This window comes from Emcibacter sp., from assembly GCF_048269205.1.
In the GTDB taxonomy this organism is placed as follows: Bacteria; Pseudomonadota; Alphaproteobacteria; order Sphingomonadales; family Emcibacteraceae; genus Emcibacter.
In genome coordinates this window covers 753,678-765,599 of the sequence record NZ_JBLXJC010000001.1, presented here as the reverse complement: position 1 = coordinate 765,599, position 11,922 = coordinate 753,678, and the positions used below count along the sequence as shown (strand labels likewise).

Sequence of the window (11,922 nt, the reverse complement as noted above, 5' to 3'; positions counted from 1 at the left end):
GTCCCGTTAATCCTCGTCCCTGTCGTTACTGATCAGTGAAAGCACATTTCTGGTGGCGGCTTTCGACAGATCCTTCAATGTCTCCAGTATATGCTTTTTCAAGCGGCTGTTCACTTGCTCTTCATCCATTCTGTCCAGGCAATCCAACAGCTTCTGCCGGCTTTTATCCACTTCCCCGAGATGGGCCAGCAGAATGCCATGTTCATATGTATGTTCGATTTTCTCCGGATCAATAAGGCTCATGCGTTCAAGAATATCGGACGCCAAAGAAAAATCGCTGACCTGCAGGCTGCGCACTTTGATATTGTTGAGCATCCTGACCAGAATGCCCCGGTCCGAAATAGCGGCATAATACTCCGGTTTCAGTTCCGCCTTATCCCCGCCAATGGTGCGGATCAGGTCCCGGAGATGACGGGCATCAAGCAGGCGCCCGCTATGGAAGGGATCAACAATCGCCTGATCCTGCTCCCCAAATACCCGCACCAGGAAATGGCCTGGAAAGTTTACGCCCTCCGCCTGCCAGCCGCGGGCGCGGGCGGCATGAATATAGAGGACTCCCAGCGTAACCGGTATACCAAGCCGCCGGTCAACCACCGACATGAGATTGGCATTCTGCAGATCGTCATAATGTTTTTCATTGCCGTTGTAGCCGTGCCGTTCATGCATAACATCGGCCAGCGCCAGCGCCCTTTCCTCGGCGGTTTCCGCCTTGTAGCCCTCATTGGCCAGATCCAGCCCCAGAATTTCCAGATGGTGTTCGTATTTCTGAAATGAAATTCCCGGCCGATCCAGGGAAGCCAGAATCAGGGCAACGCGGGCAATATCGATTTCGTCATCCGACTGACGGCCAACGGATTTCAAATATTCATACTGGTCTGCGATGCTTGGGGTCATTGAACTCGAGGTCATGGATTGATTGCTAACTTTCTTCCTGCCAGGCGTCTAGAATATGACAGGGCCAATTCCACGGCACAAGCAGAATACTATCAAATCTGTAACTGTAGCTGCTTGCAGAAGGCTCTCCATCAGAATTTTGGGCGATGTACCAGTTTGCCGCCCGGGAAATCCGGCGGCGTTGGGAAAAGAGGATAGATTCTGCCGCTTCCTCATATGTTCCCCGGGTCTTGACTTCCACGAAGGCGATCAGATTCCCTTTTGCGGCAATGATATCTATTTCACCAAAGGGACATTTGAATCGTCGTTCCCTGATCCGGTATCCCTTGAGCCACAATAAGGCAACAGCGGCATGTTCAGCAAAAATTCCTTTTTTATAGGCCTTTTTCCTGCGCCCCTCCCCCATGTCAGTCCCTGCCTGCAAGTTCCAGAGCCCGGGCATAGACTTCCTTGCGTTTGCGGCCTGTGGCACCGGTGACTGCCGCCACTGCCTCCTTGACCGAAAGATTTTTCAGCGCCTTTGTCAGAGCTTCATCAACTTCATTATCGGAGGCCTCGCTTTCTTCCGGCGGGCCGATAACAATGACGATTTCCCCCTTGGGCGCAGCCGCCCCTTCATAGTAGGCCACAATTTCATCAATCGGGCCCTGGCGAATTTCTTCATAGAGTTTTGTCAGTTCCCGACAAACCGCGACAGTGCGTTGTCCCAGTACCTTCCCGATATCCTTCAGGCATTCCAGAAGCCGGTGCGGCGATTCATAAAACACAAGGGTGGCTTTCAGGCCGCCGAATTCGCTCAGAACTTTTTGCCGGCCCGCAGTTTTAGCAGGCAGAAAACCGGCGAACAGAAACCTGTCTGTCGGCATTCCCGCACTGGCCAACGCTGCCAGCAGAGCGCTCGCGCCGGGCAGACTGGTCACATGATGACCCGCCTTGCGGGCCTCGTGCACAAGCCGGTACCCGGGATCGGAAATGAGCGGAGTGCCCGCATCGCTGACCAGCACCACTTTTTCCCCTTTTTCCAGATGGTCCAGCAGCCGGGGCAGCATTTTTTCCGCATTATGATCATGATAGGCAACAGTCGGTCGTTTGATGTCATAGCGGGACAACAGCTTGCCGGTAACCCGGGTGTCCTCGCAGGCAATCACATCTGCCTGACGCAAAACCTCCAGCGCACGCAGGGTGATGTCACCCAGATTACCGATCGGCGTGGCCGTCACATACAGCCCTGCCGCCACTTTTTTCTCTGTCTTTTCAATCATGTCCAAACTTTTGTCTTAATTCATGGCTAGCCTATCCCACTCATACAGGTTATTAAAGAATTTACTGGCTTTAACCGAAAAATTGGAAGGCTTCCTCCTGCGCATGAATTCTTTCCGACATTTGTTGCTGCTTCTCGTTGTTTTTGCCGCTGGCCTGTCCGGTTGCGGACCGGCGCCGACGCCCATTATCCGGGACCAGGCACCTCCGGTAAGCGAACCTGCCGAGGATGTCGTGCCGGAGGAAGAAGACGGCACCCCGCGTACAGCAATCCGCCTTGGACTTCTTCTGCCCCTGTCCGGACCTGATTCCGAAATCGGCCAGGCCCTGCTTAATGCGGCCAACATGGCCCTGTTCGATTCCCGCGACAAACGCCTGGTGCTGCTGCCCGCAGATACCAAAGGAACCGGTCCGGGTGCCCTGGCAGCCATGAAACAGCTTCTGGACCAGCGCGTCGATGTTGTCCTCGGGCCCCTGTTTGCCGATGACGTACGCGCCATCAAGCCACTGGCGCGGGAAGCCGGGAAAAAGATCATCGGTTTTTCCACCGACCACACCCTTTCCGGCGACGGAGTCTATCTGCTGAATTTCCGCCCGGCGGAGCAGGTCAAACGAATTCTGACTTATGCGGCGGAACAAGGATATGAGGATTTTGCCGCCCTGATCCCGGAAACGGCCTATGGCGAGCGGGTTCTGGAAATCTTCGGACAGACGTTGCTGCGCCTCAACCGCGACATGGTCGCCATGCAGACCTATAAACCCATTGCCAACGAGCTTTTCAATCCGGTCAAAACCCTGGGCAATTATGATGTCCGGCGCAGGGACTATCTGGATGAAGTGGAATTCCTCGAATCCCTGGGCGAGGATGACGATTTCGCACAGGACCTGCTTGAGGAAATCAAGCATCTGGAAACCTTGGGCGAGGTGGATTTTGATGCGGTACTGGTGCCTGAGGGCGGCGCCCTTCTGAGAACGCTTGCCCCTCTGTTGCCCTATTACGAGATCGATCCGGCCAAGGTAAAATTCCTTGGCACCGGACTATGGGACGACGCCATGCTGCGTCACGAACCGCCGCTGATCGGGGGCTGGTACGCCGCCCCGGAAAAGGAAGTGAGCGCCCGGTTTTTTGACCGTTACAAAAAAACATATGGCCTGGAGGCGCCACGCCTGGCCACCCTGGGCTATGATGCTGTGGCCCTGGCCGCCACCCTGGTCAGAAATACCCCGGTTCCCGATTTTTCAGATGAAAAACTGACAGATCCGGCAGGGTTTATGGGTGTGGACGGGCTGTTCAGATTCCGGCAGGACGGTAGCTGTGAGCGTGGACTGGCTGTTTATGAAATCACCACGGGCGTGTTCAGGAAAATCAGCCCGGCGCCGACAAGTTTCATCCCGGAATCACGTGTTCCGCTGACTGATAAAAAGCTTGAAAAACTCTTCTATGACCAGGTCAGGCAAGAAGCTCGCCGAGAAGGTAATTCAACAGGGGGGCTCCCTTCGCTGTTACCCGAAGATGCGCCTGGTCCATATGAAGATATTCCTGATCAAGAAGAGCTTCCAGGCGGCTTTGATCCAGATACCCTGCCAGCGGACCTCCAATCCGGCACTCAAAATCAGCCAGAGCAATTCCCCGGCTGAGCCTCAGCCCCATCATGATCATTTCCTCGGCCATGGTCAGACTGTCCAGAATCTCGTCCTGTTCCGTGGCGTGTCCCTTGTCGCCCACGTCCCCTAACCAGAATTCAGGCTTGCGGCGCTGGCTGGTGGCATGCAACCGCCCATCCACTGTCAAACGCCCATGGGCGCCCGGGCCGACACCCACATAATCACCATAGGTCCAGTAAGCCATATTATGACGGCTTTCTTCATCCGGTGCGGCGTGGTTCGAGACTTCATAGGCGGGCAGTCCGGCCGCAGCGCAGACCTCCCGGGTCAGATCGTACATTTCAGCAGAAATCTTTTCATCCGGCAAAATCAGCTGACCTTTCCGGTAAAGAGCATGGAAAGGTGTCCCCTTCTCCATGGTCAACTGATAGAGCGACAGATGATCCGCCGCCAGGTCCAGGGCTTCCCGAAGTTCCCTTTCCCACCCGGACAGGGTCTGGCCCATGCGAGCATAGATGAGGTCGAAACTGTTGCGCCGGAAATATTTTTGCGCCAGGGCAATGGCCTCTTTTGCTTCGGCCACACTATGTTCCCGGCCCAGTGCTTTCAGGTCATCATCCCTGAGCGACTGAATGCCCAGCGACACCCGGTTGACACCGGCGGCCGCAAAGTCCCTGAATTTTTCCGCCTCCACACTGGTGGGATTGGCTTCCAGGGTGATTTCCGCACTATCCGACAGGGACCAGTTTTTGCCGATCCGGTCAATCAGCCCCTCCACCGTCCGGGCCGACATCAGGGACGGGGTGCCACCACCAAAGAAAATACTGCCGATGCTGCGCGGACCGCTAAGCTGCGCGTAATGGTCCAGTTCCCGGCACAGGGCCTCAAGCCACATCTCTTCATCGATGGTTTCACGTACATGGCTGTTGAAATCGCAATAGGGGCATTTGGCCCGGCAGAAGGGCCAGTGCACATAGACGGCGAGTGAATTTTCAAAGTCCCGCGCGTTATTCAAAGCAGGCCTTGATCAGTTTGCGGAAAGCATCAGCCCTGTGGCTGATGTCATGTTTTTCCTCCGGGTCCATTTCCCCGAAAGTCTGGTCGTAGCCATCCGCCTGGAACATGGGGTCATAGCCAAAGCCCCTGTCCCCGCGTACAGGCCAGACCAGTGTGCCATAGACCCGCCCTTCGAAGGATTCCACATGCCCCTCGGGAAGTTCACTGTCCGGCGGCCAGGCGAGACTGAGGGCGCAGCTGAAATGGGCGCTGCGCTTCTCGATCCGTTTTTCTTCCAGTTCCTTATGGAGCTTTTCCATACCCCAGGAAAAATCCCGTTCACCCGTCTCGGGATGTTCCGCATAACGGGCGGAGTAAATTCCAGGAATTCCGCCCAGCGCCGGCACGACAAGGCCGGAATCATCGGCCAGGGCGACGAGCCCCGCTTCTTGAGCCGCCGCACGCGCCTTAAGTTCGGCATTTTCCAGGAAGGTGGAACCGGTTTCTTCCGGTTCAGCCAGCTTCAATTCCCCGGCGGAATAGACTTCAACACCAAAAGGCTGCAGAAGCTCGCTGATCTCCCGGACCTTGCCGGGATTATGGCTGGCCACCACAAGTTTCTTTTCCCGGAATTTCCTGGCCATTTTTCAGACTCCCAGCGCCTCGTTCTGTTTTTTGACAAGCTGGGACACACCGATTTTGGCAAGACGCATCAGACGCAACAGCTCCTCCTCGGTGAAGGGCTCTTCTTCCGCCGTGCCCTGGATTTCCACAATACGGCCGTCACCGGTCAGTACAAAATTGGCGTCCGTCGCGGCAGCACTGTCTTCGTCATAATCCAGGTCAAGCACAGGCGTGCCCTCGTAGATACCGCAGGAAACCGCCGCCACTTCGGTGGTGATGGGCATTTGGGCAATCATTCCATCAGCCAGCATGCGGCTGAAGCATTGATGCAGAGCCACGTAAGCGCCGGTAATGGCCGCCGTACGGGTGCCGCCGTCGGCCTGGATCACATCACAGTCCACGCGCACCTGTCGCTCACCAATGGCCTTCATGTCGCAGACAGCGCGCAGGGCGCGGCCAATCAGGCGCTGGATTTCCTGGGTCCGTCCGGACTGCTTGCCACGGGCAGCCTCGCGCCCCATGCGGCTGTGGGTTGACCGGGGCAGCATGCCGTATTCCGCCGTCACCCAGCCCTGCCCCGTATCCCGCAGGAACGGCGGCGCCTTGTCTTCCAAAGTTGCTGTGCACAGGACATGGGTATCGCCGAAACGGGCGAGACAGGAGCCTTCAGCATATTTCGAGAATCCGATTTCTAGTTTGATGTCTCTTAACTGGTCGGGTTTACGGCCGGAAGGTCGCATTAATATCTCTCCTGAGTTTTGTGCATTTCCCCGTTGTTCTATCTCTATCAAGCATCAAGGTCCAGCCTTAGTCGCAACTGACACCGTTTTTTACCGCGAAGTTATTGAAATTTCCGGCAGGAAGAATAGATTCAGAGACATGCTTCTGGAAACACTGAACGACAGATCACGGAATATATTCCGCCATATCGTTGATGCCTATCTGAAAACAGGCGATCCGGTCGGCTCGCGCACCCTGTCCAGAATCATTGCAAATCCCCTGTCGCCGGCCTCTATCCGCAATGTCATGGCCGACCTGGAAGACAGTGGCCTGGTCTATTCGCCGCATACCTCCGCGGGGCGCATCCCCACCGAGCTCGGCCTCAGGCTGTTTGTGGACGGTCTTCTGGAAGTGGGCAACCTGTCGGAAGACGAACGCACCACCATCCGCATCAGATGCCAGGAAAAAGGCAGCCGGCTCGAGGAGATTCTTCCCCAGGCCACCAGCCTGCTGTCCGGCCTGTCCCAGTGCGCCAGCATCGTCATGGCGCCGAAATACGAACGCCCCCTGAAACATATCGAATTTGTTCATCTTGGTCCCGGCCGGGCGCTTGTCGTACTGGTCAGCGAAGGGGACGATGTGGAAAACCGCATCATCGAGGTACCGCACGGCCTGACCCCGGCTGCCCTGACCCAGGCCGGCAACTATCTGAATGCCCGCATGATCGGCCGCACCTTCGCCGAGGCCCAGAAGGTCATCCAGAAAGAGCTGCAGGAACAAAAAGCGGAACTTGACAAGCTGACCCGGCAGGTCGTCGAGCAAGGTCTGGCCGTACGGGCCGGACAAAACGGCGATACCGCGATCTCGGATACCCTGATCGTACGCGGCCGGGCGAATCTGCTTGAAAACCTCGAGGCCCTGGAAGACCTGGAGCGGATCAGAACGCTGTTTGACGACCTGGAAACCAAGAATGACCTTATCAGCCTCCTGGATCTGGCGAAAAACGCCGAAGGAGTGAGAATTTTCATCGGTTCGGAAAATAAGCTCTTTTCCCTTTCCGGATCATCTGTTATCGCATCACCCTATATGGACGCGGACAACAACATTCTGGGTGTCATTGGTGTAATCGGTCCGACAAGGTTGAATTATGCCCGTATTATACCCATTGTTGACTATACCGCTAAAGTGATTGGAAATATCCTCTAGAGTAAGAAGAACAAGACATGACCGAGAATACAGAGCATACCCCGGAAAAACCTGAAGATTTGGCCAGCGAGGCGGAAGCCGCAGCTACCGAAAATGCCGCACAGGCGTCCGAACAGCCCTCAGAGGACGCTCTTGCAGCGGCACAGGCGGAAATCGCCGAGCTGAAAGACAAACTGCTCAGAGCGGTAGCAGAAACGGAAAACCTGCGCCGCCGTGCCGAAAAAGAACGGCAGGACGCCAGCAATTATGCCGTTACCGCATTCGCCCGCGACCTGCTGGCGGTCGGTGACAACCTGCGCCGGGCCCTGGAAAGCCTGCCCGAAGGCGCAGAGGAAAATGAAAGCTTCAAGGCGCTTGTAGAAGGTGTTGAGATGACCGAGCGGGAATTGCTCAACAATTTTGAGAAACACGGCATTCGCAAAGTCGACCCCATGGGCGAGAAATTTGACCACAACCTGCACCAGGCCATGTTCGAAGTCCCCAACAGTGGTGAAGAAGACGGCACCATTATCCAGGTCATGCAGGTAGGCTATACCCTGAAAGAACGCCTGCTGCGCCCGGCCATGGTCGGCGTCGCCAAGGGCGGTTCAGGTGAAAAACAGGAACATGTGGATACCACAGCCTGATTTTTTGTTCCCTATTTATGCTTAAAGGCCAGTCGCGGGACTGGCCTTTTTTAGTGCATCCTGCCAAGGGTCTCCCCCCGGATCGGACCGATCACCGGCTCAGTGATGCCCAGAATGATCATGCCCCTCTGCCGGGGCCTGTTTCATCACATGCGCCGTAACCTCGATCTCGCCGGCATGTTCGAAGACAAGAGTCAGCGGAAAGCTGTCTCCTTCAGCAAGCACCCGCTTCACGTCAAAAATCATCACGTGATAGCCGCCCGGCTTGAAGACAACATGTTCTCCCGACGGAACAGCAACATGGTCCACCTGGCGCATTTTCATCACCCCCTGGTCATAAATATGTTCGTGAAGTTCCGCCCGGTTCGAAAGAGATGTTCTGACAGACAGCAACCTGTCATCATCCTGTCCGCTGTTATTCATCAGGAAATAAGCAGCTCCGGTCCGTCCGGCCATAAACACCGGTCTCGCCCAGACTTTGCTGACGTTAATACCGTTTTCAGCGGCGACGGCAGCCGTCATGGCAGGAAAGAATAAAAAGAGAACGAAAACAGATGTAATTAAAGAGCGCATGGGCGTCGCTATCCTGTTGCTGGAAAGTAATATTTTTTACCGCGAGGTGATTCAGCTCCATTAATAACCCAAACCACCCATTTCAAGGCGCAAAAAATGCATTTTTTTAACAATTTTCGCCTTGCAGGCCCGGAAAACACCCCTATATAAGCCTCATGAACCGGATACCGCCGGACAATTTTTGAAACAAACGAAAATGGTATCCCGCTCGATGCATATGATGGTCGGACGGAATAGCCGCAAGATTAGAGGATTATTATGGGTAAGGTAATTGGAATCGACTTAGGTACGACTAACTCCTGTATCGCCATTATGGACGGAGCAAAACCTAAGGTTATTGAAAATGCCGAAGGCGGTCGCACGACACCTTCTATGGTGGCTTTCACTGACGACGGTGAACGCCTTGTCGGCCAGCCGGCCAAACGACAGGCTGTAACCAATTCCGAAAATACATTGTTCGCCATCAAGCGTCTCATCGGACGCCCCTTTGACGATCCGGCCACCAAAAAAGACATGGAAATGGTGCCCTATAAAATCGTCAAGGCTGACAATGGCGACGCCTGGGTAGAAGCACAGGGCAAGGATTACAGCCCGAGCCAGGTTTCCGCCTTCATCCTTCAGAAAATGAAAGAAACCGCCGAGAGCTATCTTGGCGAGACCGTTGACCAGGCCGTCATCACTGTTCCGGCCTACTTCAACGACGCCCAGCGTCAGGCCACGAAAGACGCCGGCAAGATTGCCGGTCTCGAAGTGCTGCGCATCATCAACGAACCAACAGCCGCTGCCCTGGCCTACGGCCTGGACAAGAATGACGGCAAGACCATCGCCGTATATGACCTTGGCGGTGGTACTTTCGACGTCTCTATCCTGGAAATCGGCGACGGTGTGTTTGAAGTGAAATCAACCAACGGGGATACGTTCCTCGGTGGTGAAGACTTTGACATGCGTCTCGTAGAATATCTGGCGGACGAGTTCAAGAAAGAAAACACAATCGATCTGCGCAACGACAATATGGCCCTGCAGCGCCTCAAGGAAGCTGCCGAAAAAGCCAAGATTGAATTGTCCAGCTCCCAGCAGACGGAAATCAACCTGCCGTTTATCACGGCGGATGCCTCGGGCCCGAAACACCTGACCATGAAGCTGACCCGGGCCAAATTGGAATCCCTGGTTGCCGACCTGGTGCAGCGGACGGTTGCCCCCTGCAAGGCAGCCCTGAAAGACGCCGGCGTCAGCGCCGCTGAAATCGACGAAGTCGTTCTTGTGGGCGGTATGACCCGCATGCCCAAGATCATCGAGACCGTGAAGGAATTCTTCGGCAAGGAGCCGCATAAAGGTGTGAACCCGGATGAGGTCGTCGCCATGGGCGCGGCCATCCAGGCCGGTGTTCTGCAGGGCGATGTGAAAGACGTTCTTCTTCTGGACGTGACCCCGCTGTCCCTGGGCATTGAAACCCTGGGCGGCGTGTTTACACGTCTGATCGACCGTAACACCACGATCCCGACGAAAAAGTCCCAGGTCTTCTCCACAGCGGAAGACAACCAGACTGCCGTAACCATCCGGGTTTTCCAGGGTGAGCGCGAAATGGCTGCCGATAATAAACTGCTCGGCCAGTTTGATCTGGTCGGCATCCCGGCTGCCCCACGCGGCGTACCGCAGGTGGAAGTGACCTTTGACATTGACGCCAACGGTATCGTGAACGTCTCCGCCAAGGATAAAGGCACCGGCAAGGAACAGCAGATCCGGATCCAGGCCTCAGGCGGTCTCAGCGATGATGACATCGAAAAAATGGTCCAGGACGCCGAAGCCCATGCGGACGAAGACAAGCAGCGTAAAGCCCTTGTGGAAGCACGGAACCAGGCTGAAAGCCTTGCCCACTCTGTAGAAAGCCAGCTGGCCGAACATGGTGACAAGGTCGAGGCCGGTGAAAAGTCCGCCATTGAGGAAGCCCTCAAGGCAACCAAGGAAGCCGCAGCCGGTGAAGATGTGGACGCCATCAACAGTGCCGTCCAGAACCTGCAGCAGGTAGCCATGAAGTTGGGTGAAGCCGTCTATAAGGCCCAGGCCGAAGGCGGTGAGGCTGCTGAAGGCGGTGCGGAATCTTCTTCCGACGATGATGTGGTTGATGTTGATTACGAAGAAGTCGACGACAACAATAAATAATCAACGCGTCATGTGTGGATCGTTGAAAACCTGAGCAATATTATTCACACCGCCCTGATGGATATAATCCGGAATTCAGGGCGGTGTCGTAGCTCAGTAAAGGTAGAAGACCGGGGTAGCTATGGCAAAAGCATGTTATTACGAAATCCTTGAAGTGGAGAGGACGGCCTCTGCGATCGACCTGAAAAAGGCCTATCGCCAGAAAGCCATGCAGTATCATCCCGACCGCAATCAGGATGATGCGGAAGCCGAAGCCAAATTCAAGGAAGTCAATGAAGCCTATGATATCCTGAAAGACGACCAGAAACGGGCTGCCTATGACCAGTTCGGCCATGCCGCTTTTGAGAACGGCGGCGGACAAGGTGGCGGTCAGGGATTTAGCGGTTTCGATTCCGCCTTCTCCGATATCTTTGAAGACCTTTTCGGTATGGCCGGTGGCCGTGGCGGACGCCGCGGACGAGCCAACCAGCGCGGCGCCGACCTGCGCTATAACCTTACTGTAAACCTTGAAGACGCCTTTACCGGCAAGGAAGAAAAAATCACCATTCCCCGGGCCATCCCCTGTGAGGAATGCGGTGAAACCGGCGCCAAGGCGGGCTCAAGCCCCGAAATCTGCACCACCTGTAACGGCATCGGCAAGGTCCGGACCCAGCAGGGATTTTTCATGGTGGAACGCACCTGCCCAAGCTGTCACGGCAAGGGCCAGGTCATCGCCGACCCCTGTGACAAATGTCACGGCGCAGGTCGTGTGGAAGAAGAAAAGACCCTGTCCGTCAAGATCCCGGCAGGTGTGGAGGATGGTACCCGCATCCGCCTGCAGGGCGAAGGAGAGCGGGGCAAGCGCGGGGCGCCGCCCGGAGACCTCTATATCTTCATCAATATCGAATATCATCCCATTTTCCAGCGCGACGGATCGACCATTTTCTGCGAAATTCCCATTTCCATGACCACGGCGACCCTTGGCGGTGAAATCGACGTCCCCACCGTGGGCGGCGAGAAAGCCATCGTCAAGATCAGCGCCGGTACACAGACCGGAAAGCAATACCGGCTACGCGGCAAGGGTATGCCAATCCTGCAGTCCTCGCAGGTGGGTGACATGATCATTCAGACAAGAGTGGAAACACCGGTCAACCTGACCAAAAAACAAAAGCAGCTTCTGCGCGCCTTTGCAGATGAATGTGGAGACGAAGTCAGTCCTGAATCATCCGGCTTTTTCAATAAGGTCAAGGACCTCTGGAGTGACCTGACGGACTAGCCC

General features: G+C 55.5%; 11 protein-coding genes and 1 pseudogene. 5 read left to right on the top strand and 7 right to left on the bottom strand.

The genetic code is table 11. The features are described 5' to 3' along the window. Positions 1 to 6: 6 nt before the first annotated feature. Genes ACN0YD_RS03575 through rsmI form a run of 3 tightly spaced genes read right to left on the bottom strand, consistent with a single transcriptional unit; the run spans position 7 to position 2,156 of the window. Entirely contained in the window at positions 7 to 909 is a 903-nt protein-coding gene (locus tag ACN0YD_RS03575) for a SirB1 family protein (protein ID WP_417317272.1), read from the bottom strand. Positions 910 to 919: 10 nt separating this feature from the next. Beyond that, the gene (locus ACN0YD_RS03570) at positions 920 to 1,300 is read right to left on the bottom strand and encodes a YraN family protein (RefSeq protein WP_417317271.1); all 381 of its coding nucleotides are present in this window, start codon (positions 1,298 to 1,300) and stop codon (positions 920 to 922) included. A 1-nt stretch (position 1,301) separates the two neighbouring features. Further along, a complete protein-coding gene (gene rsmI / locus ACN0YD_RS03565; protein WP_417317270.1) occupies positions 1,302 to 2,156 on the bottom strand; it encodes a 16S rRNA (cytidine(1402)-2'-O)-methyltransferase in 855 nt (284 codons plus the stop codon). 22 nt (positions 2,157 to 2,178) lie between these two features. On the opposite strand from rsmI, the pseudogene ACN0YD_RS03560 reads away from it, so the two are divergent. Further along, positions 2,179 to 2,916 (top strand): annotated as a pseudogene (locus tag ACN0YD_RS03560) (penicillin-binding protein activator); the annotation flags it as partial. A gap of 688 nt (positions 2,917 to 3,604) precedes the next feature. Here ACN0YD_RS03560 and hemW read toward each other — a convergent pair. Genes hemW through rph form a run of 3 tightly spaced genes read right to left on the bottom strand, consistent with a single transcriptional unit; the run spans position 3,605 to position 6,119 of the window. Continuing rightward, positions 3,605 to 4,774: a radical SAM family heme chaperone HemW gene (hemW, locus tag ACN0YD_RS03555; protein WP_417317269.1), complete on the bottom strand. Its 1,170-nt coding sequence runs from the start codon at positions 4,772 to 4,774 to the stop codon at positions 3,605 to 3,607. After that, entirely contained in the window at positions 4,767 to 5,399 is a 633-nt protein-coding gene (rdgB, locus tag ACN0YD_RS03550) for an RdgB/HAM1 family non-canonical purine NTP pyrophosphatase (protein ID WP_417317268.1), read from the bottom strand. Before rdgB ends, hemW begins: the two co-directional genes overlap by 8 nt. Positions 5,400 to 5,402: 3 nt before the next feature. Continuing rightward, positions 5,403 to 6,119, bottom strand: a complete 717-nt coding sequence (rph, locus tag ACN0YD_RS03545) for a ribonuclease PH (RefSeq protein WP_417317267.1) — start codon at positions 6,117 to 6,119, stop codon at positions 5,403 to 5,405. A gap of 139 nt (positions 6,120 to 6,258) precedes the next feature. Between rph and hrcA the strand changes: the two genes are divergently transcribed. Beyond that, positions 6,259 to 7,305, top strand: coding sequence for a heat-inducible transcriptional repressor HrcA (gene hrcA, locus ACN0YD_RS03540; protein WP_417317266.1), 1,047 nt, complete (start codon positions 6,259 to 6,261; stop codon positions 7,303 to 7,305). A gap of 17 nt (positions 7,306 to 7,322) precedes the next feature. Then, the gene (gene grpE, locus ACN0YD_RS03535) at positions 7,323 to 7,931 is read left to right on the top strand and encodes a nucleotide exchange factor GrpE (protein ID WP_417317265.1); all 609 of its coding nucleotides are present in this window, start codon (positions 7,323 to 7,325) and stop codon (positions 7,929 to 7,931) included. A gap of 99 nt (positions 7,932 to 8,030) precedes the next feature. Here the strand turns inward: grpE and ACN0YD_RS03530 are convergent, their stop codons facing one another. Then, a complete protein-coding gene (locus ACN0YD_RS03530; RefSeq protein ID WP_417317264.1) occupies positions 8,031 to 8,504 on the bottom strand; it encodes a copper chaperone PCu(A)C in 474 nt (157 codons plus the stop codon). Positions 8,505 to 8,762: 258 nt separating this feature from the next. On the opposite strand from ACN0YD_RS03530, the gene dnaK reads away from it, so the two are divergent. Continuing rightward, positions 8,763 to 10,664, top strand: coding sequence for a molecular chaperone DnaK (gene dnaK / locus ACN0YD_RS03525; protein ID WP_417317263.1), 1,902 nt, complete (start codon positions 8,763 to 8,765; stop codon positions 10,662 to 10,664). A 121-nt stretch (positions 10,665 to 10,785) separates the two neighbouring features. After that, a complete protein-coding gene (gene dnaJ / locus ACN0YD_RS03520) occupies positions 10,786 to 11,919 on the top strand; it encodes a molecular chaperone DnaJ (protein ID WP_417317262.1) in 1,134 nt (377 codons plus the stop codon). The last annotated feature ends 3 nt before the right edge of the window (positions 11,920 to 11,922 follow it).

Bases quoted from the DNA above. Each gene is read 5' to 3' on its own strand.
- ACN0YD_RS03570 (WP_417317271.1), bottom strand. From the start codon at position 1,300: ATGGGGGAGGGGCGCAGGAAAAAGGCCTATAAAAAAGGAATTTTTGCT.
- ACN0YD_RS03575 (WP_417317272.1), bottom strand. From the start codon at position 909: ATGACCTCGAGTTCAATGACCCCAAGCATCGCAGACCAGTATGAATAT.
- rsmI (WP_417317270.1), bottom strand. From the start codon at position 2,156: ATGATTGAAAAGACAGAGAAAAAAGTGGCGGCAGGGCTGTATGTGACG.
- hrcA (WP_417317266.1), top strand. From the start codon at position 6,259: ATGCTTCTGGAAACACTGAACGACAGATCACGGAATATATTCCGCCAT.
- dnaJ (WP_417317262.1), top strand. From the start codon at position 10,786: ATGGCAAAAGCATGTTATTACGAAATCCTTGAAGTGGAGAGGACGGCC.
- rdgB (WP_417317268.1), bottom strand. From the start codon at position 5,399: ATGGCCAGGAAATTCCGGGAAAAGAAACTTGTGGTGGCCAGCCATAAT.
- rph (WP_417317267.1), bottom strand. From the start codon at position 6,119: ATGCGACCTTCCGGCCGTAAACCCGACCAGTTAAGAGACATCAAACTA.
- ACN0YD_RS03530 (WP_417317264.1), bottom strand. From the start codon at position 8,504: ATGCGCTCTTTAATTACATCTGTTTTCGTTCTCTTTTTATTCTTTCCT.
- grpE (WP_417317265.1), top strand. From the start codon at position 7,323: ATGACCGAGAATACAGAGCATACCCCGGAAAAACCTGAAGATTTGGCC.
- dnaK (WP_417317263.1), top strand. From the start codon at position 8,763: ATGGGTAAGGTAATTGGAATCGACTTAGGTACGACTAACTCCTGTATC.